This window comes from Sphingorhabdus sp. Alg239-R122, from assembly GCF_900537065.1.
In the GTDB taxonomy this organism is placed as follows: domain Bacteria; phylum Pseudomonadota; class Alphaproteobacteria; order Sphingomonadales; family Sphingomonadaceae; genus Alg239-R122.
The window spans coordinates 1-26,350 of the sequence record NZ_UNRC01000009.1 but is presented as its reverse complement, the minus strand read 5'-3'; the positions used below and the strand labels follow the sequence as shown (position 1 = coordinate 26,350).

Below are 26,350 nucleotides of genomic sequence, written 5' to 3'. Positions count from 1 at the left end.
TTGGCGGATTGAACAGCTTCCTGGGTGCGAAGCTAAGGGAAGCTAAGCGCACCCGCCCCGCGCTTGCCGCTATCCCGCCGCTGCGATCATTGCCTTTAGCCGCTGTGCCTGTGTGTGCCATGCGGCCTTGCTCGCGGGCGTCCACGCATCGCCCGCCGCTTCGCCAACCGCCTCCACAACGATATCGACAAAGCCTGCATAAACCCGCTGCGCTATCACGCCATAATCACGGTGCAGGTCGACAAAGTTGATGACCGTGGTTTCGGCCCATGACGCGTTTTCGGACAGGCCGACCAATGCTTCCAGTGTTTCGTTCACCATCCGCTCCGCCGCAGCTTCGAAATTGAGGAACTTCGCGCGTTCTTCGGGGAAGCGAGTAAAGAAACGGTCATAGACGGCGGGCACAATGTCCGTCCCCGCCTCACCAATGGCGAGCAGCGGCGCTTCCATGGCGCTATATGTACAGGCTTTGTCCATGTCGGGCTTTGATAACAGCAGCAGCGGCCATCATCAATTGCGCGGTGTGCAAGCGGGGCAGGAATCCAGCATCCACTCCCACCGCACCAAAAGGGCCGCACCATGGCTGGTACGGCCCCTCTGAATTCCCGGGAACAGGACGGGGAAATGCCCCATGTTGGCCCATCCTGCGCGGGAAAGCTGTTCCTCGCCTACCAATCGAAATCGGAGCCATCGCCATTGTTGACGACCAGCAGGTCATCACCGCCGTCGCCGACGCTTTTGCCGTCATCAATGCCAAGGATATCGCGCAGCACATCAAGCAGCGGATCAAACAATGCCGCCACACCGCCGCTCTTTTGCGTTTCGGTGGTCACGACCTGGCTGCGGCCGCCATCATCGGCATAGGCCGTGCCTGTCATCAAACTGGCGGCAACAATTGCGGTCAATATGGTCTTTGTGGTCGTCATGGTTCGTCTCCTGTGGTTCGAAGACATAGTCACCCCGGACGGCGTGATGATGAGTGACACCGGTCACAGAAAGGGAATAAACCTGCTATTCACCTCAAAACAAAGCCATAAAACTGTATTTCAGTTCGCCATATCACCTGGACATATACAATATGCCAATCAGGGCACGGTTTACCCGGCCGCCCAATTTACCTGACCTGCCGGCACTTTCGCGGCTTTTGGAATATTATTGCTTATGCAGGAAATTATTGCATGTCCGCGTTTCAATGGAAGCCATACAGATAACTTATTGCAAAAAGTGTGGATTTGGCGTTATTCCCGTTCCTGACTGGCTCTACATATCACAGTGCAAGGGGCCAAGATAAAAGGGGAAATCCATGGTGCGTAAAACTTCTTTGGTTGCGGGTTTGTTGTCCACTGTCGCTCTGACCGCATGTGGCGGCGGCGATTCAAGTTCCGGAACGCCCAGCGTTGTCCTGCCCAATCCCAGCCCGGCTCCAAGCCCTACGCCTAGCCCCACGCCTACGCCCGCCCCCTTTACCTACACCAAATTTGATGACCTGACAGGTGACCAGAACTTCGCCACAGCGTGTGAGGCGTTTATTCCCAGGGCCGACAATTTCGCGCCAGGCCGGGAAGCGACACAGGTTTTTGGTGCCGACGGACTCATCACATATTCCGCAGTGGATGAAGCTTACACGGTTTTCACCCCCAATAATGTGCAGCAGATATTCGGACCGGACGACAGGGCGGCCAGCCCCTCCGACCAGATAACCTATGTCAAGAATTCAAGAACACAGGGAGCGTTCGAGACTTTCACGATTTTCCGTACGCTGGCGTTCCCGAACGACTATGTCCGCCGCGCCGAAATCAATATTGAGGGAAGCGCCACATCCGGTACGCAGATACGCAGCCTGGCCACCTGTATTTTCGGTGTGCCAACGCATCCCGATGACCAGCCTTCACAGACGCAGGTTTCCTTTGACGACTTTGTCATCAGTGGCACGGTGTATGATGCGCGCGACGGCACCGGCGTAAAGATACGCGGGATCGTGGGCGGCGATGCCAGCTTGAGTGTCAACCTGTCGACCGGGGTTGTCACATCCTCGCTTCGTTTCGAAGCGTTCGGGTCAGGCGACACAATCGAATTGGGCACTTACTCGGGCGAAAACACCATCACGGTGAACCAGGAGACTTCGGGAATCTTTGGTCTCATGGCAGATGGAAATGGCAACGAAGTCCAGATTAATGGTTCATTTTTTGGCCCCCAGGGTTCGGAATTCGGTTATGTGTTCACCTACTCTGAGGACAAGAATTTTGACGGCCTGAACGAGATGTTCTTTATCGGCACCGTTATTGGCAGGCGGCCGCAATGACCAGACTGTCAAACCGGACATGACGCGATATACTCCCGTACCTAGCAAGCATGTCGGCATATTAGCGCACAGCGCAGAGGGCGCGACGCTGTCTTACCGGACGGTGTGGCAGGAGGGTATCGCGGCGATGGGGCCGCACAACCATCCGCAGATCACGATGTCGGGCATTGCCATGCACCATGCGATGGAGATGTGGGAGGCGGGCGATCTTGCGGGGCTGCGCGCGCTGTTCCTGGAGGATGCACGGCGGCTGGCCGCGGCGGGTGCGGATTTCTTTATCCTGCCTGATAATACAGCACATATCGCGCTGGAACAGCCGGGGGAAGGTTTCCCGATCCCGTGCCTGCATATTGCCGAAGTGGTGGCCCGCGAGGCCAAGGCGCGCGGGTATCGCCATATTGGCGTGCTGGGCACCGACTGGACGATGGAAGGGCCGGTGTACAAGGGGGCGCTGGCACGGCACGGGCTGGAACGCGCGATACCCGGGGACGCGGACCGGGCCTATATTCATGATGCGATATTCGAGGAACTGTGCCTGGGCGAATTCAGGGACGAGACACGGGATGGTTTTGTGCGGATTATAGAAGGGTTGAAAGAAGCGGAATGCGATGCCGCGGCTTTGGTGTGCACCGAAATCCCGCTGCTGGTGACGCCGGATGTTTCACCGCTCCCGCTGCTCGATTCAACAAGGCTACAGGCTGCGGCAGCGGTGCAGGTGGCACTTGGGAACATGGCGATGCCGCAGTGGCGCTGCGGGCCACCACCAGCATGACCTGTTCTAGAAAGAAGCTTCGAGAATGTTCAACTGGATAGCGGAAAAGATCGGCATACGCATAATCTACAACGCGTGGCGAGAAGCTTGTGCAGAAAGCCGCAAAGCTCGGGACAAAAAAAAGGATGTGGAAAGGATATTGGGCAGTTCTGAAATAAGGACAGATGCCAGGGACAAGGAAGCCAAGCTCGTATTGCCGATCGCCATCATGATATTTCTCATATCACTGGTTTCCCTGATCCTGAACCATGAGAATCTGGTGCGAACATTGATTTTTAGCATTCCACTTTCGCTATCAGCATATCTTATCATTTTTGACCTTCTGGCGCGGAAACTGCATACCAAGTCCCTGTTCAGATCAGCGGAAGCCTATATCAACAGGATCAAGATTGTTGATTTTTTCAACTACAGGTTTTCTGAGGAATACCGCGATAAAATCACCCTGCCCCGATTGTACAAGGACGCTGGCTACAACATCATCTGGTTGCACAACGGTTTCGGCGCGTGGAGCGAAAGGGTAAGCGACTGTCTGATCAAGACCCACGGGGCTGGCATAGCCTATTATTGCGACGCGTCGGTTTTCGTTCCGCCTGCCTATGTTAGGAACAAGATACAGCCGCACATAGAATTGAACCGCACACTATCCAGCAAACATTTCCATGACGGCGATAAGGTCCGTTTCTGCACGGACCTGATTATCGATAAGGACGGGAAATTACCGCCAAAGGTACGGTTGCAAAAAGCGCAATATCTTACCAACCTCGCCACGAACGATATTTCGTTCATGCAGGTTATCGACGCCAGGACGCGCAGGATCATTTACAACGGCTTTGATTTCTTTCTGAAAAAACTGAGGGGTGCCAAGTATGAACTCCGCCCGTATCCTGTATCACTCTGCTCAAACCAGATCGGGGTCTCGGTGTTGGCATTCACAAGCGACGGCTATCTCACCCTAGTTGATCAAACAGCGGCCAATATAGAATCTGCGGGACTTCTCGCCCCCAGTGGTTCAGGTTCGCTTGACGGAGCAGATATCACCTCTATCAATGAAGAACAGGATTTTATGGAATTGCTATTCAAAGGTGCAAAGCGTGAGCTTCGTGAAGAGCTTGGCATTGAGGGTCGCGGCCAGGATACGATACAGAGCGTGGATATATTGCCTATCGGGTTTGCCAGCTATTTGTTCCGGGGTGGTAAGCCGGAATTTTTCTTTCTCGCCTCACTTGGCTGCACCTGGCAGCAACTTAGCGAGCAACACCGGCATAGCGATGAAGAACAGGAGCTGTCGCAGCTATTCGCCTCTGATGAAAGTTACCGGATCAAGGGTGAAAAAACAGCCTCGGTCCATGCCGCTCTGGTTCGTATGATGAACGACCTGAAAGACAAGGAAGGCATCCGGCTTTCATTCCAGCTCGAAATGCTCACCGAGATGGTTGAATATGCATGTACCGGGCATCCAGACGAAATTGACCGTTTTTTTAATCGCGCATAAAAATGACACAACTCTACCGCCTCGACACCGACGCCCCTACCATCGCCGCAACATTCGATGCCGATGCGGGAAAGGATCCATGGGCGGGCGGATATGCTGCGCCGGGGCGGCCCGTGCCGGTTATTGTGCAGGGACGCCATGAGAAAAGGCTGGTACCGCGCATCTGGGGCGTACCGCCGCCCAGTTCGTTTTCTTCCATTCCCGATCCGCGTGACTATCGCCCGGTTACCACAGTGCGCAACCTTACAAGCCCTTTCTGGATCGGCAACCTGAGGCACACCGAATTCCGGTGCCTGATCCCGGTAACGCGCTTTGCAACCTGGTCGCGCCATGCAGACCCCCGGACCGGACGAAAGGCGCAGCACTGGTTCTACCTGCCCGCAGAGCCGGTATTTGCCATTGCCGGCATCTGCCGCGACAGCGAAGTTCCGAGCTTTGCCATGCTGACCTGTGATGCGAACGCATTGGTGGAGGAAATCAATCCATCCTACATGCCGGTCATATTGCGCGGCGAAGATCATGACATGTGGCTGCGCGCAGAATGGGACATCGCGCAAAGATTGGTCGAGCCCTATCCGCCGGAATGGATGGTCCGCAAAGTCATGAATGATGCACCCTAGTGCTTCGTCAGGCGCACAAGGCTCCAGTCATAGCCCAGTTCCTTCACCCTGCTTTCAATATGGGCGCGCACTTCTGGGTCTGGTTTGGCTTCGCGGCTAAGCATCCATAAATAGCGCCCACTTGGCTCACCGACAATTGCCCAACTGTAGTCCTGGGCACGGTCAAGCACCCAGTAATCGCCGTAAAAGGGGCCAAAAAACGAGACACGCAGCTTGGCATTGCCACTGTCTTTAACGATCTTGGCCTTACCGGTAGCAGTGCTGAACTTGCCATCTACGCTGCCTTTGCGGCAGCTGTTGACGACCCGGATCTTGCCGTCATCGCGCAGGGTGTAGTCGGCAGTTACGGCTTCACAGCCTTTCTGGAAGCCCGCTTCGTATCGGCCCATTTCATACCAGCGTCCTAGATAGCGGTCGAGATCGACCGTTTTAGCAGGCTGAGGCACAGCAGTATTGCCCACAGGCCCTTTTTCAAAAGTGGCACATCCCGCCAGCATTACAGACCCCGCCATGGCCAGTAGGATCAGGGCAGTCGCCCGGTTTTTCAAAATCATATATATGCAGCCTAGCTCAGCAAGGCCGGGAGGGCCCATGCAATGGTCATTGCAATGATGGCTAACAAAAGCGAGCCAGCGAGCACGTAGCGCACATTGTGCCGCCGCGCACCTGCGCTAGCCTCTTCCGTTGTGACTTCAACTTCGTCTCCGTGACGTTCCATAATTTACTCCATTCTGTAAGGAAGTAACAAAGCCAGGGAGTTTTTGTTCCGCGGGCCAGCTTTAAGGGTCTACCCAGTCAGCAGCATCACCGCGCTGCCCGAATGGCCAGTTTGTGCCGCCGCTTGCCCACAAAGCCCACCATATGATTACGGGTTGCAATAACAGCCTTGGGGCGTGATAGCCCCAACCCAGCGTCCGGCCACCAACAGCTATATCATTCACGGCATGGTTGATATTGGCGGGCCACACACAGAATGCATAAAGTGCCAGACCAATGCCCGCAGCCCGGCGCCAGTGCTGTGTCATCAGACCTATGGCTCCTGCAATTTCCGCAACCCCCGTGATGAAAACCACCTGCTCTGGATAGGGCACCCAATCAGGTGTAATCGCAAGGAAACCGGCAGGTGAGCGAATATGCATAATCCCGGCGGCGAGGTATAGAAGCGCCAATAGCCATCGGAAGAATATGCGGGTACGTGACTGTACCTCCATGAAAACTACCTCCACCCTATGCGTGCGAAAACCCCGCGAACCGATAGCAGTGGGACATGCATTTCCGTAAGCATGTTATTATCTTTTCCGTACAAATTCTGCACGTAACACCAACCCCTTTATACCATCGTGGCGGCAGTCAATTTCCTGTGCGTCGCCTGTTAGGCGTATGGATTTGATAAGCGTGCCGCGTTTAAGCACCTGCCCAGCCCCCTTGACCTTCAGGTCTTTGACAAGTGTCACCGCGTCGCCATCGGACAAACGATTGCCAACGCCATCAAACACTTCCACGCTTTCATCATCGGCATCTACCGTATCTCGTTCTGCAACCTCAGCGGGACTTAACCACTCTCCACTAGCCTCGTCATACACATATTCTTCTTCATCACTGCCTGCCATCGGGTCATCCTCTCAAACTTAAAGTCATCCTAAACCATTACGGCGCATCGGCAGCTCCGGTAAGTTTATGCGGGTTGGAGTCACGCCATTCTCGCGGCATGGTAAATTCACCCTGCCAGATGCCGCGCTTCGCATTTTTCGCCTTCTGCTCGGCATCGGCATAGGTCGGCGTCACCAACCCGCCCGCAAAATTGCCGCCACTTGCCACCGCCATGCCCCGGTGCACCATAGTCTGCGCAATGTCATAGGTACGGTCAGTGCTACATGTGGCGATGCCACGTCCAAAATTGTCGCGCGCGCTTAGCGTGCAGCTGAGTCCATCCTCACGCAGCAACGCAGCCAGTGCACCCCGGGCTGTCTTGCCGCAGTCCCAGCTGCCGCCTGACGCATCATGGCATGTCTGGCGATATTCGGGCGCATCCATCCCGGTAAGCCTAAGCTCATCCTCGCCCATGCGGAAACTGTCGCCATCAATCGCGCGCACAGCCGTGCCTTTGGGCTCAAGACTGTTTTCTTCAGGGTCACCGCCAATGGGCAAGTAATCAATGGCAAAATAGACACCGATAAGCAGGCCAAAAAACAGCAGGGTGCGAATAAAATTACGTGTCATATATTCACGTCTAGCCTGCGTGAGCTGACATGCCAAACAGTATCGGCCAAACAGTATCGGCCAAACAGTATCGACTGGCCATATCTGATATGGCCATGCGCTGTAGCATCTGATAGCAATCTCCCATGCCAAGCCTATCTGCCCGTATCGTCAATCTTTTCCTGCCCATGCTGGGTATAAAGTCTTTTTTCTCAGAACCTGAAAAAGTAGCGGCCCGTATTCGCAAAATGCGCGAAAAAGGCCCTGACCTGCCCGGAAAATACATCCACCGCGATTTTGACATTCATGTAGCGCATGACCGCGGATATCCAGTCTATACGTTTACGCCCAAAGGTGGTGTAACGCCCGGTGCACCGCATATTCTCTACCTGCATGGCGGCGGTTATATCATGGACGTTGCGAGCGCGCATTGGGGTTTTGTCGCGCGGCTGTGCAAAGCGGTGGGGGCATCGGCCACTGTCCCGCTCTATCCGTTAGCCCCCGAAAGCAAGGCAGAAAAAACCTTGCCCAAAATGCAGATGCTTTATCAGGACCTGGCCGCTGCCCATGGCGCGCAGAACATAACCGTTATGGGCGACAGTGCAGGCGGCGGCATGACGCTCACACTATCGCAGATGCTGCGCGATGAAGGTGCTCCGCTTCCCGCACAGCTTGTGCTGCTTTCACCCTGGCTTGATGCCACTGGAACCCATCCGATGCAGCCGGAGCTTGAAAAGCGTGACCGTATGCTTGCGCTGGTTGGGCTGAAGGAATCTGGCAGGATGTATGCAGGCAACCTGCCCGTCACCGACCCGCGCGTTAGCCCGCTTTTCGGCGATCTGCACGGCCTGCCGCCAATCCAGATGTTCGCAGGGACATGGGATATCCTGCTGCCTGACGCCCGGCGGCTCAAAGAAAAAGCCGATACCAGCGACAACGCACCCACTGTCGAATATCACGAATATAAAGATATGTTCCACGTCTGGATGCTGCTGCCAATCCGCGAAGGTAAAAAGGCAATGCGGCAGATAGTGGAATTTATGAAACGCGCTTAACCGGAACTGATATCCGGCATGCTCCAATCGATCGGCGCCAGTCCCTTACTTTCCAGAAAGGCATTTGCCTGACTGAAATGTCTGCAACCCATAAAGCCGCGATGTGCGGATAGCGGCGATGGGTGCACGGCGCGCAGCACTTTGTGCCGGCCTTCACCGACAAACGCCGCTTTTTTCTGGGCATAGCTGCCCCACAACATGAATACCGCTGGTTCATCGCGCGCGGCGATCAGGCGGATGACGGCATCGGTGAACTTCTCCCAGCCCTGTCCCCGATGTGAAGCCGCCTCACCTGCGCGGACGGTGAGTACACTGTTGAGAAGTAGCACACCCTGCTCTGCCCAATGTTCCAGAAAACCGTGTGAAGGCCGTTCTATGCCCAGATCATCCTGCAGCTCCTTGTAGATATTCTGCAAGGACGGTGGCGGACGGACACCAGGCCGCACACTGAAGCACAGCCCGTGCGCCTGTCCTGGGCCATGATAGGGATCCTGTCCCAGTATCACGACCCGCACCTTGCCGAGTGGTGTTAGATCCAGTGCCCGGAAATATTCACTGCCTGCAGGATATACTGTCTTGCCCGCGGCCTTTTCCGACAGCAGGAACTGCTTGAGCGCCTGCATATAAGGAGAGTGAAATTCCTCCAGCAAGGGCTGTTTCCAGCTGTGATGCAGCTTAATGGCGTCACTCATCTTAGTGCTTTCAATTTTCGGCTTCACTGCCCCAGGGCGGCGGCGGTGCCGTGACTGGATCGGTAATGTCGAATTTCACCCGGAAATTCCGATTTTCCCGCGACAGTTCATAAGCGAACAGCTTGTCCGTGACTTCCACAGCCCAGATATTGGTCACCGACTGATCCAATCCTTCTTTTCTGAAAAGCGCAATGGACTCCGCGTCGACAGGAAATTCCTGACGTGTGGCGCTGCCATTATCTGCCGTATCGCCGCCATACCAGGTCACGGCGTCCTTGCTACCATCTTCATGCCGGTGGTCATGCTTCAGGCGCAGGCCATTTTTCGTTTTGCTGATGACCCAGGTGCGCGATCTGTCTTCGCCAACATAAAAGGGAATACGCACATTATCATCGCCGCATTCACGCACGTGCATAACCATATCGGCTTCTGCCATGTCTGTATCAGCGGGGTCTTCAGACACCATTTGCCCAGCATATGCATTGCCGCACAGTGTACGCAGATTCTGCATGAATTGCTGTTGGAAATTGTCGGTGGAAGCCTTCTGGGCGTCCTTATATGGTTCGCTGGAACAGCTTGTGAGAACTGTGGCCGTGATGGCCATGTACAATATATATGCCGGTTTCATGCTGGGCATGTTAGGGTGCCGATGCACGGTGCGCAATGCTGCATTTGACTTGCAGTTCAAGGGTAAGCACGCATGCAACATCTTTTTATGCTATGATCATGATAGAAAAGAAAAAGGATCACGTTTATAGATGCTGGTTTCACACAATTACCCGCCGCCTGATGACCTTTCGGAATGCATTGCCCGATTCTATGTAATGGCTGCCGAATTACCGGCTGATATGGTGATGCCGGACAGGCTGCTCTCTGAAACTGCCTTTGGCAGGATATTGATGCGCGGCGACTGGGAAGCCATGGGCCCTGACGGGGAATGGCATCGCCATCAAGAAGCGCTCCTGTTCGGAGCCAATTCGCGGCCCATGCCAGTCCGGGTCAAGGGACCGTTCACAGTTGTCGGTTTTGCATTGCGCCCTTGTGGGTGGCCACAACTTTTTGACAGGGCCGCGCGTGAATATGCGGACACTATGGGCCAGCTGGAAAGCATATGGGGCGATACAGGAAAAAAACTATGGGCCGATATACAGTCCGCTGAGAGCGATGATATGATTGTGACGGCAATGATATCTGCAATTCGTGCACGCAAGGCCGAGCTTGGAGATATCGATGTTTCCGAGGCTATTGCAAAATTCGAGCCCATCATCATAAGCGACAGCACACGCAAGGTAGAGGATATTGCCGCCGATCTTGGCCTTTCGCTGAGGCAGCTGGAGCGGCTTTGCATCAAACATTTCGGCCATACCCCGAAAATGATCATGCGCCGCAGCCGTTTTCTTGACATGGCAGCGGTGATACGTGGGCTGAGCACCCCCAGTGAGGCGGAACTCGCCGAGCTCAGCTTTTTTGATCAGTCGCACCTGATCCGTGAATTCCGGCAGTTTATCGGCATGACGTCAGCCGAGTTTGAAAAAGCACAGACGCCGCTGCTGGATGCGGGGCTGGATCTGCGTCAGAAACGCAAGGTGATGCTACGGAAAATGGCGGCGGCATAACCAGAGCAGTGATTACAGGGCTTTGGGTCTTGTTTTTTCCCATCCGAGATAACAAAGCCAGAGCATAACGGCATTTCCAGCAGCATCAAGCAGCCCGAACATGGTGAAAACAGGATCCACAAATGTGAACCACCAGTTGAAAACAAAAAATGGTAACAATGCGAGCCCGTAAATAAGGAAAGTCGTGGATGTAAAGCGGGCGAATGCCGCAAATAACCCGGATATCATGGCCTGCGCGCCGAAACAGGCCATTACGAATGGCAATAATTTTCCGTCACGCAGTTCAGGCAGGAAGACAGTATCTATAACCGATTGCGGCGCCAGCAGCGCCCAGCCTCCCAGAATGAAAAACACTGCCGCAATAAAATACTGGATATGCCGCGCTGTCATAATTTCCCCTACCCCTTCGGCGGCATAGGGAAAAATGCTGATGTCCGTTTAACGTAATCCGCATATTTCGGGCGTGTCTTTTTCATGCCGCGTTCAAGCAATGGCCCGCCGCTCCATTTCATAAGTGTAAAGGACAGGAAAAGCGGGCCGATAACAGTGACGAGACCCAGCCAGATACTGAGGTCGCAGGCAACCAGCCAGATACCCCACCATGCGCAGAAATCACCGAAATAATTGGGATGCCGCGTATAACGCCATAGCCCGGTATCAAGCACCTTGCCCCCATTGTCCGGGTTGGCGCGAAATTTCTTCAGCTGCCAGTCACCGATGGTTTCAAATGCGATCCCGACAAGGGACAGGATGATGCCGATCACCGCAATGAGGCCAAGTGCCTGCCCATCATCCGCCAATATGCCTGCCTGCGCAGGCAGGCTGGTGATGAAAAGAAGCGGCGCTTGCATCAGGAACACCATGATAAGAGAGGCCATGGCAAAGCTCCAGCCGCGTTTTTCCATGGCATGGCCGATAATCTTTTTGTAGCGCGGGTCCTCGCCTTCCTGCATCCAGCGGGTCAGCAAATGCAGCCCAAGCCGCATACCCCAAAGTGTCGTCAGGGCAAGCAGCGCAAGCGCATGGGGGCCTGTTGCACCGCTGCTACGCGCGGCAAGCAGGTAGCTGAACAACGCAAGCATCACCATGCCAAGCGCCCAGAATGCGTCAATGAATGAGACGTCTTTCAGCGCAAGTGACAGGCCCCATAACCCGACAATGACTGCCATTAGCAGCGCAAAGTTAATCCCGAGCAGGGGCAGGATATCGCCAAAACTCATTACGATTTCTCCTTCTGCTCCAGCGCCACCGCAACAATGTCATCCATCGTCTTGTCGGGGTGCCTGGGGGTGACACTATTATAGAAGGCCCCGATTTTCTTCATGTCAGCTTCATAATCGCCCGTAGGCATTACAACCGCACCCAAACCTCCGGTTTTCTTGCCATAATCCATCATGCCGACAACGATAGGCACCCCTGCTCCGTGTGCGATATGATAAAAGCCGGTGCGCCACTGCTTCACATTACTGCGCGTGCCTTCGGGTGCGATGGTCAGGATAAATTCATCGCGCCGGCCAAATTCATCTATCATCTGCTGCACATAATTATGCGAGCTTTTGCGCTTCACTGGAATGCCGCCCATCTGCAGCAGGAAATTCCTGAACGGCCATTTGAACAGCGAGGATTTGGCCATGAAATGGGAGTGAATACCAAGCGCACCCGTCAAACCGATAAAATAGAGGAAATCCCAGTTGCTGGTATGCGGGGCAGCCACAATGACGAAGCGGCGCGGTTCAGGAATTTCACCCACTGCGGTCCATTTCTGCCGCCGGTAAAACCAGAGCAACGCGCGGCGCATGAACCGCGACAACAGGCTGGGCGACGCATCTCCATATTCATCCTGTTTCGCCCCTGCCATATCCCGCTCCTCATTATATTTTCTTTTCCCAAGGCATAGAGCCAAGCGGGCATGGTTGGCAATCCATTGTGTTGAAAGAGGGGCTGTTGTGGAAAGAGGCGTGTTCGCTGCTTGTAACGGCCCGGATGCGGCGATAGAATAATGACAGAGAAAGCGGAAAACTCCCAACAGCTAGCAGGATACCTCCCCATGAATGCCATTCCCGTCATATCCTCCACCGGCCTGTTCACGCCGGAAAACAGCATATCAAACGAAGAGCTGGTCGAAAGCTACAATGCCTATGCCGACCTGCATAACCGCGAAAATGCGAACGCCATCGCGGCAGGCGAAACAGAGCCACTGGATCATAGCTCAGTCGAATTTATCGAAAAGGCAAGCGGGATAAAATCGCGCTACGTGCTATCGAAAGAGCCGATACTGGACCCGGAAACCATGTGCCCGCGCTTGCCCGAACGCAGCGACGATGAAATCAGCATATTGGCCGAAATCGGTGTCGCCGCGGCGCACCAGGCGCTCAAACGTGCAGGCCGTAAGGCCGGGGATGTAGACGCTGTGCTATGCGCTTGTTCCAACATGCAGCGTGCATACCCCGCCATTGCTGTCGAAATACAAGATGCGTTGGGCATGGAAGATGGTTTCGGGTTTGACATGAACGTTGCATGTTCCTCTGCCACATTCGGCATACAAACTGCGGCGGACTATATCCGCTCTGGCAGCGCAAAGTCAGTGCTGGTCATCAATCCTGAAATCTGCAGCGGGCATCTGAACTGGCGCGACCGGGACAGCCATTTCATTTTTGGTGATGTGGCTACTGCCATATTGGTCGAGGCAAAAGACATGGCACCCGCTTCACACTGGGAAATACTGGGCACGAAGCTGAAGACCAGATTTTCGAACAATATCCGCAACAATTTTGGTTTTCTCAACCGCACCCATCCCGAAACACGCGATGACATTGACAAGCTGTTTATCCAGGAAGGCCGCAAGGTTTTCAAAGAAGTTGTGCCAATGGTTGCCGCGATGATACTCGACCAGATGGAACGTTTCAGCCTGCAAAGCACCGATGTGCGCCGACTCTGGCTACATCAGGCAAACACCAATATGAACCGCCTGATTGCATCCAAAGTACTGGGCCATGAGGCTAGCGCAGACGAGAGCCCGACTGTGCTCGACACCTATGCCAACACATCGTCAGCAGGTTCGATTATCGCATTTCACAAGCATAGCGATGACTTGTCTGAAGGCGATACCGGCCTGATCTGTTCGTTCGGCGCAGGCTATAGCGCTGGCACGGTTTTCGTGCGCAAAATGGGATAGATAAATTCTACCGAGATTGCGATTTTAAGCGTTAAAGTGTGACGATGCCGGGGTCTTTATTGGCTCACTCTCCTTCGCAGAGCGGTACCAGCCCTCTCCCCCTCCCAACCTCCCGATATACTAGTGGTATTACATATCGGGAGGTTGGGAGGGGGAGAGGGCTGGTACCGCAACGTGAGCGTGAGCGAACAAAACAGATTTTTCAGCAGCGAAAAATAGCCGTGAGGGAGAAAACGACCTGTCCCCGGAAATATCCCCGCCGGATATACTAAAACGTATAACTCACGCCAGCCGCGCCAAACCATTGGTCCGCATCGCCGCGAATGGATGTCACCGGGCTAGCCGCCGCATCATTTTGCAGGCGTGAATAGTTTCCGAGCAGAAAAAGGCCCCAGCCGCCATCAAGTGCATTGCCGGACAAGTCATAGGCGCCGATAATGGATGCGCCAATGCTTTTCAGGCCGCCTTCGGCCTCAAAAACCGGAAGCCCGCTCGCCGCATTGCCTTCGGGCGTGATGGAAAAATACGTGTCGGCATAATTGTCATCCACAAACTCTGCTGATGCAGACAAAATCACGAACATGGCTCTGCTGAGCGGCGTGTTATAGCTGATGGAAGGGCTGATGACTGTGCCATCATGTGCGCCAGCCACATCGAAAAGTACGTCCGTTCGCACACTGATCGAGTCAAAACGATGCAGGATCTGATTGAATTCAAGGCCGAATGAACCGCCTAGTTCGATTCCTACATCTTCTTCACCCAACGCGCGTACAATCGGGTCCTCAATATTCGAATTGCGGTCCAGCCGCGCACGCACCATTGGTCCTGCAATGATATCGACTTTCGCGCGGTCCTTGTCACGCGCCAGATCTACAAACAGGCCTGGACCGCGTGCCGCAAAATCAAACCCATCGACACTGCCCTGGATCAGGGGAGCGGGGAAAAAATTATAATTATCCGACCCATCATAGGACGGGCTGTATCCGGCACCAATGCCCAAAGTGACATAATCGCCGTCAAAAACGCTTGCCGGGCGTCCCGCACCTTCAGCGGATTCAGGGGCCTGTGCATCCTGCGCGAATGCAGGCATGGCACCAGCGGTCAAGGCAATGGCAGCAATAGGTAATAGAGTTTTCAAATGAAATTCTCCGGCGCTTTGGGATACGTTCATATCTAACGCCGGGCTCTGCAAAAAGTTGCATGCCTAAAGCATTTTAGGCCAGTTACAGGAAATATTTCATCCGCACATTCAGTTTGGTCTCGCCTGCCTCTGCACTAAACAGCGCTTTGGCAAATTTGGGCGGCCCGAATGTGAATTTGGGATTACGTGAAAAACCGATCCCTTCCTTGGGAATGCCGGCGAAAGTATCCAGTTTCTCATTGGCATTCTCGTCATGGAAAACCGCCAGAGCATAGCTGCCCTTGGGCAGGCCCTTGAATGTCACTTTTGCCGTGCTGGCTTTGACGCTGGTAAAGCGGGCATTCGGGTCCTTGTCGCAATCCGGGAAATATTCCTTCTGCGTGGTCAGGCATAGACGCACCATGCCTTTGACAGAACGCAATTGCTCCACACTGACAGTCAACTCTCCTGTCGGAGTAGCAGCCGGCAATAGCGCCATTATGGCAATTGCCGCACCGCATGCCATTGCCGTGCCAATACGTGTTTGCTTGCTTGTCGTCATTCAGATTGCCCCATTCTGGCCTTGCGCCGGATTATTTTTGCGGTCCAGGTTCCGTAAAACTCCCGACACCTTCGTCCGTGCCACATAGACGGTCCCAGAAGCGGAAATAAAGCCCATAATTGCAATTATACTGTTCATGGTGCCGTTGATGATGGCTTGCCGTTATCAACCCTTTCCCTAACACCCCATGAACCAGAAAACGCGGGAATATTTCCCAGCCCATATGATTGGTGACGCCCATAAAGGTCATGATAAACAGCACCAGCCCCAGAACCGCGATATGAATGGGAATGAAGAACACCAGCAGCGGAATGACAATCGCACCAGTTATTGCCTCGACAGGATGAAAACTCATCGCAGCCCAGGCCGTGGGCGGGCGGCTTTCATGATGCACGGTATGGGCAATGCGGAACCATTTGGGTATGTGCATCCACCGGTGCGTCCAGTAAAACCAGCTATCATGCAGAAACAGGTAGGTAAAAAGCGACAGGGGCAGATACCAGAGCGGATAGGCACTGATATCCGTATATATCCGCGTCCAGCCGAGATTCTGCCAGCCCCATGCGGCAATGCCCGCCGGAATGCCATAGATTGCGGCTGAATAGAGCGACCAGCGTATCTCGCGGTCAATCTGGGGCCACAGCCCCTCATATAAGCCCGGACGGATCAACCGCGTCAGCCACGCAAATCCGCCGCTGGTCAGCAGGTAGCGAACACCGACAATCAGCGTCATGGCCAGCGCAGAAACAATGATGGCGAACAGCATGTCCATCCCTATCGCCTAGCCTATCCCGATTCCTTGCGCAAAGCCCAATCGCGGCAATTGCGGCTTTCCCTCTCCGCGATGCTGGGCTAGGCGATGATACATGGATGCACAGCAATGCGATGTGGCGATATTGGGCGGAGGACTTTCCGGCTGCCTGGCCGCGCTTGCGCTGTATCACAAGCGATCCGATCTTGATGTTCGTATTGTTGAAGCAGGCCTGAAATTTGGCGGCAACCATATCTGGTCCTTTTTCGACAGCGACATTGCAGACGAAAACAGGTGGCTCATTGAACCGCTTATCCACCATAGCTGGGATGGGTATGATGTCATCTTTCCAGAATATCTGCGTACATTGGACGCACGTTATAACAGCATTACTTCGCAGCGGCTTGATGCTGTAATGCGCAAGCGCCTGCCGCAGCCTGCGCTTTTGACAGGATGCACTATTGCCTCTGCCACATCCAGTCAGGTGACACTGGAAAATGGTGAAACCATCGCCGCCAAAGGCGTTATCGACACACGCGGCAATGGCAATCTTGATACGCTGGACTGCGGTTGGCAGAAATTTATGGGGCAGCAGCTTCGCCTGGCCAAACCGCATGGCTTGAAACGCCCTGTCGTAATGGATGCCGCCGTAGAACAGGTTGACGGTTACCGGTTTGTCTATTGCCTGCCCTTTGGCCCGAATGACGTTTTCATTGAAGACACGTATTACAGCGAGACCCCTGATCTTGATACTCAGATGCTTGCGACGCGTATCTCCGCCTATGCCGCCGGCAGAGGTTGGGACGTGGTGAGTGTGGAACGCAGTGAAACAGGGGTATTGCCCGTTGTCACCGGTGGTAATTTTGAAAAATACTGGGCATCAAGCGGTCCGGACATGGCCAAGGCAGGCGCACGGGCAGGTCTATTCCATCCGCTGACCAGCTATTCCTTGCCGGATGCAGTGCGGTTTGCCGCATATATCGCTGACCAGGATGATGTATCGGGGAAAGCGCTTGCTGCTGTCAGTCATGATTATGCAAAACGTCAGTGGAAGCGTGCTGGCTATTACCGCCTGCTCACCAAAATGCTGTTCCATGCAGCAGAGCCGGAGCGGCGCTATATTATTTTACAAAGATTCTATACCTTGCCTGAAAAGCTGATAAAGCGCTTTTATGCAGGCCGGTCCAGTATGCTGGACAGGCTGCGGGTGCTTGCGGGGAAACCGCCCGTACGCATCAGTCGCGCCATTGCCGCCCTGTTGAAACGATGATCAAAGGATAACTCCGTGAAAACAGCAGCAGTTATTGGCGCCGGATTTGGGGGATTGGCGCTTGCAATTCGGCTCCAATCTGCGGGCATCAAGACGACAGTTGTTGAAGGCCGCGACAAACCGGGTGGCCGCGGCTATTTCTGGGAAAAGGACGGTTTCACATTCGATGCTGGCCCCACAGTCATTACCGACCCGCCATGCCTGCAGGAATTATGGGCCCTGTCCGGCCATGACATGGCAAATGATATCGAACTGATGCCCGTTATGCCGTTTTACCGGCTGAACTGGCCCGACGGTACGAATTTCGACTATTCCAATGACGAACAGCAGCTGCGCGAAGAAATTGCAAAACTGAACCCTGATGACGTGACGGGTTATGACAAATTCCTGACTTATAGCGCAGGCGTGCATGATGAAGGTTATGTGAAGCTTGGCACCAAAGCGTTTCTTGACTTCAAATCGATGATAAAAGCAGCACCGGCGCTCGCCAAATATCAGGCATGGCGATCAGTCTATTCGATAGTCTCTTCTTTTGTGAAATCGGAGAAACTGCGCGAGGCGCTATCCTTTCACACGCTTTTGGTGGGCGGTAGTCCGATGAAAACCAGCGCGATTTATGCGCTGATCCATAAGCTGGAAAAAGATGGCGGTGTGTGGTTTGCAAAGGGCGGAACCAACCGGCTGGTCGCGGCGATGGTCACGCACTTTGAAAGGTTGGGCGGGGAAATCCGCCTGTCCGATCCCGTTACTGGTATCCAGACACTGGGCGACAAGGTTACCGGCCTCACCACAAAAAACGGATGGACACAGGAATTTGACGCTGTCGCCTCCAATGCCGATATCATGCACAGCTACCGCGACCTGCTCAGCGGGACAGTTCGCGGGCAACAGGCGACAAAATCGCTGGCGAAGAAAAAATACTCGCCCTCATTGTTTGTCGTGCATTTTGGTATCAAGGGTACCTGGCCGGGCATTCCGCATCACATGATCCTGTTCGGGCCGCGTTATAAAGGCCTGCTTGACGATATTTATGAACATGGCGTGCTGCCACAGGATTTCTCGTTATATCTGCATCACCCTACCGTGACGGACCCGGACATGGCTCCTGAAGGCCACAGCACATTCTATGCGCTTGCCCCTGTTGCGCATCAGGGCAAGCTGCCGATCGACTGGGATGAAGTGGGGCCAGTGCTGGAAAAACGGATATTGGATGAAGTTGGGCGGCGGCTTATTCCCGACATTCATGACCGCATTGTTACCAAATTCCACTATACGCCCAAAGATTTCGGACAGGATTTGAACGCGCATTTGGGCAGTGCATTCAGCCTGGAGCCAACATTGCAGCAAAGCGCCTATTTCCGCACGCATAACCGCGATGACGTGATACCCAATCTCTATTTCGTGGGCGCAGGTACACACCCCGGAGCGGGTATTCCAGGCGTTGTGGGCAGCGCAAAAGCAACCGCAGAATTAATGTTAGAGGATATGGTTTAATGAAAAGAATAGCAGTTTATTGCGGGTCGGCAACGCCCGAAGATACAGATTATATCGAAGCAGCGATGGCCGTGGGCGAAGGCCTGGCCAAGCGCGGTATCGGCGTTGTTTATGGCGGCGGACGGCTCGGCCTGATGGGTGCAGTGGCCGACAGCGCGCTAAACGCTGGCGGTGAAGTTATCGGGGTAATACCCGAAGCTTTGCGCGGCGCGGAAGTCGCGCATCTGGGCTGCACCGAATTGCATGTTGTTGATAACATGCATCAGCGCAAGGCGATGTTCACCGATCTGTCCGATGGCTTCATCAACCTGCCCGGCGGGGTTGGCACTATGGACGAGCTTTGGGAAGCGATCAGTTGGGCCCAGCTTGGCTATCACCAAAAACCGGTCGGTGTGCTCAATATCAAGGGGTATTACGATCACCTGATCCGCTTCAACGCGCATATGGCTGATGTTGGTTTCGTGCGTGATCAGCATAAGGGCATTATGGTCGTTGATGACAATTTGGACGGCTTGCTCGGAAAAATGGAACGCTATGAACCGCACAAGACAATCTTTTCCATGAAAGCGGATGACCTGTAAACCATGGCAATGACGCGTGCAGACATAGTAGCGCATGCCCGCGATAGCATTGCCAAAGGCTCCAGATCCTTTGCGCTTGCTTCAAAACTATTCGATTCTGAAACACGTGAACATGCCTGGCTGCTCTACGCCTGGTGTCGGCGCTGCGATGACCTGGCCGATGGGCAGGATATGGGGCATGGCATGTCACATGTGGACGATCCAGAGGCACGGCTGGAGGAAATCCGGTACGAGACACAGCGCACCCTGTCCGGTGATAGCTGCAAAGACCCTGCCTTTTCAGCGCTTGGCATTGTGGCAAGTGAATGTAACCTGCCCCGCCGCTATATTGATGATGTCATAGAAGGTTTCGCGCTGGATGCGCGCGACTGGCGGCCACGCACAGAACACGATCTCTACCAATATTGCTATCATGTGGCGGGCGCGGTCGGGCGGCTGATGGCCATCATTATGGGCGTGCCGCCGCAGGATACGAAAACACTCGACCGTGCCACCGATCTTGGCCTTGCCTTTCAGCTCGCCAATATTGCCCGTGACCTTGAGGAAGACGACGCGGCAGGACGCTGCTACCTGCCCGAAGAATGGCTGGCAGAAATGGATATGCCGCCGGGCCAGCATATGAAACCGCCCTTTCGTGACCGTTTGGTGCTACTCGCGCAAAGGCTGTGCGACAATGCGGAGCTGTACGAAGCATCGGCGCGGGTCGGGGCTGCACGGTTACCCTTTCGCTCGCGCTGGGCCGTACTGGCTGCGGCGGGTATCTATGGCGATATCGCCCGCGAAGTGCGCACGCGCGGCGGCGCAGCATGGGACCACCGTACCGTTACCAGCAAGGCATCGAAAATCGGTTGGGTGGTTAAAGCTTTTATGCAGGCACAGCAAAAACCCTCCAATATCTCACGCGAGATGCTCTGGACATATGATGATGCACGCGGATAACAGGCCTGCACTTGCCGGCCTTCCCTGTCATTCTTACCTATAGCTAGCGGAGGCAGGAAAGGACCCGAATATGACTGAACAAACGGCGATTTTGGCAGGTGGTTGCTTTTGGTGCACCGAGGCGGTGTTTAATGACGTGATTGGCGTTACCAAGGTCGAAAGCGGCTATATTGGCGGCGCGACCGAGAACCCGACGTACAAGCAGGTGTGCAGCGGTACGACCGGTCATGCAGAGGCCATACGTGTGACATATGACAGCAATCAGGTCAGCTATGGCAATCTACTCGACATATTTTTCGCAACACATGACCCCACCCAGCTCAACCGGCAGGGCAATGATGTGGGTACACAATATCGCTCCGCCATTTTTCCACTGGATGATGCGCAGGAAACCAAGGCCAAGGCCGCTATTGAACGCGCCGCGTCCGACTGGCCTGCACCGATTGTCACCACCATCGAACATGCCGATAACTGGTACGATGCAGAGGACTATCATCAGGAATATTGGGAAGGCGATGGCCAGCGCAATCCATATTGCCTTGCCATTATCCCGCCAAAGCTGCAAAAACTGCGCAAGAGTTTTGGAAATAAAGTAAAGTCCTGATCGGAGAGACATCCAGATGAAGCCAATTCGTACCGCCGTTTTCCCTGTTGCGGGCCTGGGAACGCGCTTTCTGCCAGCCACCAAGGTTGTGCCAAAGGAAATGCTACCGATAGTCGATAAACCGCTGATCCAATATGCGGTCGATGAAGCGATTGAGGCCGGTATTGAACATATGGTCTTTGTCACCGGACGCGGTAAGGACATTATCGAGGATCATTTCGATATTGCCTATGAGCTGCAGCACACCATGGAAGTACGCGGCAAGGATGTCAGCATATTGGATGGTACACGGCTCAAACCCGGCAAATCGACCTTTACCCGGCAGCAGGAGCCGCTTGGTCTGGGCCATGCCATATGGTGCGCGCGCGATGTGGTGGGTGATGACCCTTTCGCCATACTGCTTCCCGATGAATTCATGCATGGCAGTCCGGGCTGCATGAAACAGATGGCCGCCGCCTATGAAAGGCTGGGCGGAAATCTGGTTTGCGCGCTTGAAATTCCCATGGAAAAAACGTCCAGTTACGGCGTGATTGATCCTGGCAAGCGCGATGGAGCGATCACCGAAGTCAAAGGCCTGGTCGAAAAGCCTGCCCCCGGCACCGCGCCATCCAACCTGATCCTGCCTGGCCGCTACATCCTTCAACCCGAAGTGATGAAGATACTGGAAACACAGGAAGCCGGCGCAGGCGGCGAGATACAGCTGACCGACGCGATGGCGCAGATGATAGGTAAACAACCTTTCCACGGCGTGACATTTGATGGCCGCCGCTTTGATTGCGGCTCAAAAACCGGCTATATTGAAGCCAATCTGGCTCTCGCGCTCGACCGGGCGGAAATGCGCGATGGTATACGCGAAATGGCTTTGCGCCTGCTGAACGAATGATCGTTCAAGCGGCGTTCACTGCGAAATTGTAAAGAGGCAGCATGATTAAGACAGCACATGGCACCCTTATCCTTGCCGCAGCCCTGCTCACGAGCGGTTGTGTGTCGAGCATTGTGACCGCGCCTTTTAAAGCCGCTGGCACAGTTATTGAAACCGCCGTCGATGCAACAACCCAGACACAGCAGGAAGCCGATGAGGATCGCGGAAAGCGGCTTCGCATGGCAGAAAAGAACGAAGAAAAACTGCGTAAAAAATGTGCGAAAGACCCGGAGCATGAAAGTTGCGATACACTGGCCGAACTGGAGCGCGAACGCGCCCTTATAAAACGTAGAGACGACTAACACCGCTTACGGCTTAACGTCACCCAATATGCCCAAAATAAAAGGCCGGAACCATTGCTGGCACCGGCCTTCTCCCCCGTTCACTAAGGCGTCACATCATTTTGACGTGCCGCCCTGTGACGATCCTATTCAGGCACTCATTCACCCTCGATATTCGGTTTTGCGCTCTTGTCTTCACCCAGGAATTTGTAGAACAGGCCGCCAATGATGCCGCCCACAATAGGGGCCACCCAGAACATCCAGAGCTGTGACAGGTAAATACCACCCTCCAACAAGGCTGGCCCTGTGCTGCGCGCAGGGTTAACCGATGTGTTGGTGACCGGAATACTAATCAGGTGGATCAGTGTCAGGCCCAGACCAATCGCGATAGGCGCAAATCCTGCGGGTGCACGGCTATCGGTGGAGCCCATGATAATCATCAGGAAAAAGAATGTCAGCAGGACTTCGATCATCAGGCCTGATTTGATATCAAAACCGCCAGGTGACGCCTCACCCATGCCATTGGAAGCAAGCCCGCTTACTTCGCCTGCACCCGATGCAATCATGTACAGCGCACCAGCGGCAAGGATAGCGCCAACAACCTGCGCAATCACATAGGCGGGAATATCCTTCGCTTCAAAGCGTCCGCCTGCCCACAAGCCGAATGTCACAGCGGGATTAAGGTGACAGCCGGAAATATGACCAATGCTATAGGCCATGGTCAGAACGGTCAGGCCAAATGCCAGCGATACGCCGACAAAGCCAATGCCAAGCTCCGGAAATGCTGCTGCAAGAACTGCGCTGCCACAGCCGCCAAAGACCAGCCAGAACGTGCCGAACAGCTCGGCCAGACTACGTTGCATTATGGACATATTTTTCTCCCCCAGTATTGATGTGTGTTACATAGCATTTCTACCGCACTTGAAATGTAAATAGATGTCAAATCAAATAAAGTGATTTGATAAAAGCCGTTTATATGGCTGCGCGGCGCAGGCGGTCATTTATAGCGCGCCCTATGCCGCTGTCAGGTACAGGCGCTATAGCGATAGTTTTTTTATCGCTGGCATCGGCCAGATGTAGTGCAGCGTAAAACCGTGCTGCGGCCTCGGCAAGCGAAGCTGTATCAGAAAGGTTATAGTCCCCGGCAATATCTCCGAACCCGATATGAAATTCATCCGGCCCCGTTTGCGCTGCGTCAATGCGGACTTTTTTGGATGGTGCATAATGGCTGGCGAGTTGTCCGGGTGCTTCAATCTTATCGGCCATTACTGCCACCGGCTCGCTACCTGTCACAGCTTCGAGCCGCGCAGTGTCAATAGGGCCAGGCCGCAATATCTGCCACTCACCATTGTCACGGACGGCGACAATGGTTGATTCCAGTCCGGTCTCGCATGACCCGCCATCAAGAATTAACGAAACCGTATTGCCCAGGCTGTCTGCAACGTGCCGCGCGCTTGTTGGGCTGATCGAACCGCTGCGGTTGGCCGATGGCGCTGCGAGTATAAGACGGCTTTCGCCCAGCACCGCCTGCATGACAGGATGTGCAGGTACACGTACGGCAATGGTGGCCAGCCCCGCCGTCACCGCAGGGGCGATTCGCGCATCCCGCCTGAGTGGCAGAACCAGCGTCAACGGACCGGGCCAGAAATTTTTTGCAAGTTTCTCAGCTAGCGGCGGGAAGTCCGCAACCTCCCGCGCGATATCAATATGTGCTGCATGGACAATAAGCGGGTTAAAGCTGGGCCTGCCTTTCGCAGTATAAATGGACGCTACGGCATCTGCACTACGGGCATTGGCGGCGAGACCATACACTGTTTCGGTTGGCAGTGCGACAAGGCCCGCTTCGCGCAAAAGGTGCACAGCTTCCACCAGTGCATCTTCATCCACGTTGCGAATATTTGACCTGTTGCAAGGGTTTGAACCTACCGTCATAACCGCGCTATAGAGCGTTTAAACATTACGCGCAAAACATGAATGATTAAGAGCGAAAGCAGCATTTTATGAATTATACACCACCCATCAAGGAACAGCTTTTCGTTCTGGAGCATATTGCGGATATTGACGCACTGACCCGGTATGAAAGATTTGCGCACAGCACGCCTGATGTGGTCGAAGCCGTTGCCGAAGGCCTGGGCCAGTTTGCGGCGCAGGAATATGCCCCACTGAACCGCGACGGCGATACCATCGGCGCGAAATGGGATGATGGCAAAGTCACCATGCCCCCGGGTTTTCGCGAAGCTTATCAAAGTTTCGTGGAAACCGGTTTTGGCGCAATAGACGGCCCTGAAGAGTTTGGCGGACAGGACCTGCCCTTTACACTGGCGGCGCTGGCGCTGGAGGATCTGGGCACGGCCAATATGGGCTTCTCACTCGTCAACATGCTGACCCCCGGATCCATTGAATCACTGATCGCACACGGGTCACAGGAACAAAAAGAGCGCTGGCTACCCAAGTTGCTTACGGGTGAATGGACCGGCACAATGAACCTGACCGAACCGCAGGCGGGCAGTGACGTCGGCGCATTGCGATCGACCGCAACACCCATCACCGATGGTCTTGATGCCGGGAAATACAAAATCAAGGGTACCAAGATATTCATTACATTCGGCGAGCATGACCTGACCGAAAATATCGTCCACCTCGTACTGGCGCGCACGCCGGATGCGCCGGCGGGCACGCGCGGGATATCGCTGTTCATCGTACCCAAAAAACGCGTCGGGGAAGACGGCAGTATCGGTGTAGATAACGATGTACACTGTGCTTCAATCGAACATAAGCTCGGCATCCATGCCTCCCCCACCTGCGTATTGTCGTTCGGCGATAATGATGATTGCATAGGCGAAATGGTGGGGCAGGAATTTGGCGGCATGCGCGCGATGTTCACGATGATGAACAATGCGCGGCTCAATGTCGGCAGCCAGGGCGTACAGATAGGCGAACGCGCCACGCAGCAAGCCATGGCCTATGCACGCGAACGCATCCAGTCAGCAAAAGCAGGCGCAGACAGCCGGGAACCGGTGGCGATTATCGAACATGCAGATGTACGGCGCGTGCTGTTGCGCATGAAGGCCGGCACTGAAGCCGCCCGCGCACTGCTTTACTATGCCTGTTCAATGGTGGACCGCAAAAACTGCGGTGATGATGCCGCAAAAGCACGGCTCGAACTGCTCACCCCTTTGGTCAAGGCTTATGGCACCGATATGGGCTGCGAAATCGCATCGCTGGGTGTGCAGGTGCATGGCGGCATGGGCTTTGTTGAGGAAACAGGCGCAGCGCAGCACTACCGCGACATCCGCATTGCGCCCATTTATGAAGGCACGAACGGTATTCAGGCCGCAGACCTTGTCGGCCGCAAGCTGCCAATGGATGGCGGCGCGGTAGTGGATAGCCTGTTGGCCGATATCCGCACCGATGCGCAGGAAGAACATGCGCTCGCCGCGCTGCTTGGCGATGTGGAAGAAGCGCTGAACTGGATGCGCAGCGAAGCATCGGTGGACGGCCAGATGGCGGGGAGTTACCCAATGCTCACCATGCTGTCCGTGCTGACCTGTGGCTGGCTGATGCTGCGGCAACACCACATTGCAGAACAGCAGATTGCATCCGGTGAAGGCGATGGCGCTTTCCTGAAAGCCAAGCATGTCACCACGCGTTATTATCTGGACCACATGGTGCCTGAAGCACGCGGTCTGAAAACTGCCGCGATAGGCGGTGCAGAGCTGCTCTATAGCCTATCGGCTGACGAACTTGCGGGTTAAGAATCTGGAGGGTCCAGAAACTAGCGAACCCAGAAGCTGGACCTACCTTATTCGGCGGAGGAAACGATGTCTTCATTGCCGGTCTTTCCGGCCTGAACCCGCCAGATAATGCCGCTTACATCATCGGTGACGAGCAAGGCACCGGTGC

General features: G+C 54.6%; 32 protein-coding genes. 15 read left to right on the top strand and 17 right to left on the bottom strand.

The genetic code is table 11. The features are described from left to right. Positions 1-69 precede the first annotated feature (69 nt). Positions 70-477, bottom strand: coding sequence for a globin (locus G6Q15_RS09735; RefSeq protein ID WP_164118247.1), 408 nt, complete (start codon positions 475-477; stop codon positions 70-72). 191 nt (positions 478-668) lie between these two features. Further along, entirely contained in the window at positions 669-926 is a 258-nt protein-coding gene (locus G6Q15_RS09730) for a hypothetical protein (protein ID WP_164118245.1), read from the bottom strand. Between the two features lie 377 nt (positions 927-1,303). Between G6Q15_RS09730 and G6Q15_RS12300 the strand changes: the two genes are divergently transcribed. The 4 genes from G6Q15_RS12300 (at position 1,304) to G6Q15_RS09710 (ending at position 5,186) form a co-directional block, all read left to right on the top strand. Next, positions 1,304-2,302, top strand: a complete 999-nt coding sequence (locus tag G6Q15_RS12300; protein ID WP_164118243.1) for a hypothetical protein — start codon at positions 1,304-1,306, stop codon at positions 2,300-2,302. A gap of 19 nt (positions 2,303-2,321) precedes the next feature. Continuing rightward, positions 2,322-3,074, top strand: coding sequence for an amino acid racemase (locus tag G6Q15_RS09720; protein ID WP_164118241.1), 753 nt, complete (start codon positions 2,322-2,324; stop codon positions 3,072-3,074). 208 nt (positions 3,075-3,282) lie between these two features. Further along, a complete protein-coding gene (locus tag G6Q15_RS09715) occupies positions 3,283-4,566 on the top strand; it encodes a hypothetical protein (RefSeq protein WP_164118239.1) in 1,284 nt (427 codons plus the stop codon). A gap of 2 nt (positions 4,567-4,568) precedes the next feature. After that, complete coding sequence (locus G6Q15_RS09710) at positions 4,569-5,186, top strand: SOS response-associated peptidase family protein (protein WP_164118237.1); 618 nt, start codon at positions 4,569-4,571, stop codon at positions 5,184-5,186. Here G6Q15_RS09710 and G6Q15_RS09705 read toward each other — a convergent pair. The 5 genes from G6Q15_RS09705 to G6Q15_RS09685 form a co-directional block, all read right to left on the bottom strand. Then, positions 5,183-5,698 carry a lipocalin family protein gene (locus G6Q15_RS09705; protein WP_205518145.1) on the bottom strand — a complete coding sequence of 172 codons (516 nt, stop codon included), beginning with the start codon at positions 5,696-5,698 and terminating at the stop codon, positions 5,183-5,185. The genes G6Q15_RS09710 and G6Q15_RS09705 overlap by 4 nt on opposite strands. A 53-nt stretch (positions 5,699-5,751) precedes the next feature. Then, positions 5,752-5,904 carry a hypothetical protein gene (locus G6Q15_RS09700; RefSeq protein ID WP_164118235.1) on the bottom strand — a complete coding sequence of 51 codons (153 nt, stop codon included), beginning with the start codon at positions 5,902-5,904 and terminating at the stop codon, positions 5,752-5,754. A 61-nt stretch (positions 5,905-5,965) separates the two neighbouring features. Continuing rightward, positions 5,966-6,397, bottom strand: a complete 432-nt coding sequence (locus tag G6Q15_RS09695) for a DoxX family protein (protein WP_164118233.1) — start codon at positions 6,395-6,397, stop codon at positions 5,966-5,968. Positions 6,398-6,475: 78 nt separating this feature from the next. Next, entirely contained in the window at positions 6,476-6,796 is a 321-nt protein-coding gene (locus G6Q15_RS09690) for an alkylphosphonate utilization protein (RefSeq protein WP_164118231.1), read from the bottom strand. Between the two features lie 37 nt (positions 6,797-6,833). Beyond that, complete coding sequence (locus G6Q15_RS09685; RefSeq protein WP_164118229.1) at positions 6,834-7,406, bottom strand: thermonuclease family protein; 573 nt, start codon at positions 7,404-7,406, stop codon at positions 6,834-6,836. Positions 7,407-7,531: 125 nt separating this feature from the next. Between G6Q15_RS09685 and G6Q15_RS09680 the strand changes: the two genes are divergently transcribed. After that, positions 7,532-8,440, top strand: coding sequence for an alpha/beta hydrolase (locus G6Q15_RS09680; protein WP_164118227.1), 909 nt, complete (start codon positions 7,532-7,534; stop codon positions 8,438-8,440). Here G6Q15_RS09680 and ung read toward each other — a convergent pair. Next, the gene (gene ung / locus G6Q15_RS09675) at positions 8,437-9,132 is read right to left on the bottom strand and encodes a uracil-DNA glycosylase (protein WP_164118225.1); all 696 of its coding nucleotides are present in this window, start codon (positions 9,130-9,132) and stop codon (positions 8,437-8,439) included. The two genes, G6Q15_RS09680 and ung, sit on opposite strands and share 4 nt — an antisense overlap. Before the next feature lie 10 nt (positions 9,133-9,142). Beyond that, positions 9,143-9,760, bottom strand: a complete 618-nt coding sequence (locus tag G6Q15_RS09670; protein ID WP_164118222.1) for a hypothetical protein — start codon at positions 9,758-9,760, stop codon at positions 9,143-9,145. Between the two features lie 130 nt (positions 9,761-9,890). Between G6Q15_RS09670 and G6Q15_RS09665 the strand changes: the two genes are divergently transcribed. After that, positions 9,891-10,748, top strand: a complete 858-nt coding sequence (locus tag G6Q15_RS09665) for a helix-turn-helix domain-containing protein (RefSeq protein ID WP_345940295.1) — start codon at positions 9,891-9,893, stop codon at positions 10,746-10,748. A 12-nt stretch (positions 10,749-10,760) separates the two neighbouring features. On the opposite strand, the gene G6Q15_RS09660 is transcribed toward G6Q15_RS09665, so the two are convergent. From G6Q15_RS09660 to G6Q15_RS09650, 3 genes are read right to left on the bottom strand one after another with little or no spacing between them, the layout of a single operon-like run. Then, a complete protein-coding gene (locus G6Q15_RS09660) occupies positions 10,761-11,138 on the bottom strand; it encodes a hypothetical protein (protein ID WP_164118217.1) in 378 nt (125 codons plus the stop codon). Between the two features lie 8 nt (positions 11,139-11,146). Beyond that, on the bottom strand, positions 11,147-11,968 hold the full coding sequence (locus G6Q15_RS09655; RefSeq protein WP_164118215.1) for a DUF1295 domain-containing protein: 822 nt from the start codon (positions 11,966-11,968) through the stop codon (positions 11,147-11,149). Beyond that, a complete protein-coding gene (locus tag G6Q15_RS09650; protein WP_164118213.1) occupies positions 11,968-12,606 on the bottom strand; it encodes a lysophospholipid acyltransferase family protein in 639 nt (212 codons plus the stop codon). The genes G6Q15_RS09655 and G6Q15_RS09650 overlap by 1 nt, the downstream gene beginning before the upstream one ends. Before the next feature lie 189 nt (positions 12,607-12,795). On the opposite strand from G6Q15_RS09650, the gene G6Q15_RS09645 reads away from it, so the two are divergent. Then, on the top strand, positions 12,796-13,923 hold the full coding sequence (locus tag G6Q15_RS09645; RefSeq protein ID WP_164118211.1) for a beta-ketoacyl-ACP synthase III: 1,128 nt from the start codon (positions 12,796-12,798) through the stop codon (positions 13,921-13,923). A 268-nt stretch (positions 13,924-14,191) separates the two neighbouring features. On the opposite strand, the gene G6Q15_RS09640 is transcribed toward G6Q15_RS09645, so the two are convergent. From G6Q15_RS09640 to G6Q15_RS09630, 3 genes are read right to left on the bottom strand one after another with little or no spacing between them, the layout of a single operon-like run. Next, positions 14,192-15,094: a MipA/OmpV family protein gene (locus G6Q15_RS09640; protein WP_164118209.1), complete on the bottom strand. Its 903-nt coding sequence runs from the start codon at positions 15,092-15,094 to the stop codon at positions 14,192-14,194. A gap of 52 nt (positions 15,095-15,146) precedes the next feature. Beyond that, complete coding sequence (locus tag G6Q15_RS09635; protein ID WP_240330836.1) at positions 15,147-15,605, bottom strand: DUF2141 domain-containing protein; 459 nt, start codon at positions 15,603-15,605, stop codon at positions 15,147-15,149. A gap of 31 nt (positions 15,606-15,636) precedes the next feature. Next, positions 15,637-16,371 (bottom strand): sterol desaturase family protein, encoded by a 735-nt coding sequence (locus G6Q15_RS09630; protein WP_164118320.1) that lies wholly within the window; start codon positions 16,369-16,371, stop codon positions 15,637-15,639. Between the two features lie 100 nt (positions 16,372-16,471). Between G6Q15_RS09630 and crtY the strand changes: the two genes are divergently transcribed. The 7 genes from crtY (at position 16,472) to G6Q15_RS09595 (ending at position 22,468) form a co-directional block, all read left to right on the top strand. After that, the gene (gene crtY / locus G6Q15_RS09625) at positions 16,472-17,626 is read left to right on the top strand and encodes a lycopene beta-cyclase CrtY (protein WP_164118207.1); all 1,155 of its coding nucleotides are present in this window, start codon (positions 16,472-16,474) and stop codon (positions 17,624-17,626) included. A gap of 15 nt (positions 17,627-17,641) precedes the next feature. After that, positions 17,642-19,120 carry a phytoene desaturase gene (locus tag G6Q15_RS09620; protein WP_164118205.1) on the top strand — a complete coding sequence of 493 codons (1,479 nt, stop codon included), beginning with the start codon at positions 17,642-17,644 and terminating at the stop codon, positions 19,118-19,120. Then, positions 19,120-19,701: a TIGR00730 family Rossman fold protein gene (locus G6Q15_RS09615; protein WP_164118202.1), complete on the top strand. Its 582-nt coding sequence runs from the start codon at positions 19,120-19,122 to the stop codon at positions 19,699-19,701. Before G6Q15_RS09620 ends, G6Q15_RS09615 begins: the two co-directional genes overlap by 1 nt. Positions 19,702-19,704: 3 nt before the next feature. Continuing rightward, on the top strand, positions 19,705-20,640 hold the full coding sequence (locus G6Q15_RS09610) for a phytoene/squalene synthase family protein (protein WP_164118200.1): 936 nt from the start codon (positions 19,705-19,707) through the stop codon (positions 20,638-20,640). Between the two features lie 70 nt (positions 20,641-20,710). Beyond that, positions 20,711-21,244 (top strand): peptide-methionine (S)-S-oxide reductase MsrA, encoded by a 534-nt coding sequence (gene msrA / locus G6Q15_RS09605; protein ID WP_164118198.1) that lies wholly within the window; start codon positions 20,711-20,713, stop codon positions 21,242-21,244. A gap of 10 nt (positions 21,245-21,254) precedes the next feature. Further along, on the top strand, positions 21,255-22,127 hold the full coding sequence (locus tag G6Q15_RS09600; RefSeq protein WP_205518149.1) for a UTP--glucose-1-phosphate uridylyltransferase: 873 nt from the start codon (positions 21,255-21,257) through the stop codon (positions 22,125-22,127). A 41-nt stretch (positions 22,128-22,168) separates the two neighbouring features. Continuing rightward, the gene (locus tag G6Q15_RS09595; RefSeq protein WP_205518144.1) at positions 22,169-22,468 is read left to right on the top strand and encodes a hypothetical protein; all 300 of its coding nucleotides are present in this window, start codon (positions 22,169-22,171) and stop codon (positions 22,466-22,468) included. 137 nt (positions 22,469-22,605) lie between these two features. Here the strand turns inward: G6Q15_RS09595 and aqpZ are convergent, their stop codons facing one another. Together aqpZ and G6Q15_RS09585 are read right to left on the bottom strand one after the other, a co-directional pair. Then, positions 22,606-23,319, bottom strand: coding sequence for an aquaporin Z (gene aqpZ / locus G6Q15_RS09590; RefSeq protein ID WP_164118194.1), 714 nt, complete (start codon positions 23,317-23,319; stop codon positions 22,606-22,608). Positions 23,320-23,419: 100 nt separating this feature from the next. Then, on the bottom strand, positions 23,420-24,379 hold the full coding sequence (locus G6Q15_RS09585; protein ID WP_164118192.1) for an L-threonylcarbamoyladenylate synthase: 960 nt from the start codon (positions 24,377-24,379) through the stop codon (positions 23,420-23,422). A 68-nt stretch (positions 24,380-24,447) separates the two neighbouring features. On the opposite strand from G6Q15_RS09585, the gene G6Q15_RS09580 reads away from it, so the two are divergent. After that, the gene (locus G6Q15_RS09580; RefSeq protein ID WP_164118191.1) at positions 24,448-26,202 is read left to right on the top strand and encodes an acyl-CoA dehydrogenase; all 1,755 of its coding nucleotides are present in this window, start codon (positions 24,448-24,450) and stop codon (positions 26,200-26,202) included. Positions 26,203-26,350: the final 148 nt, after the last annotated feature.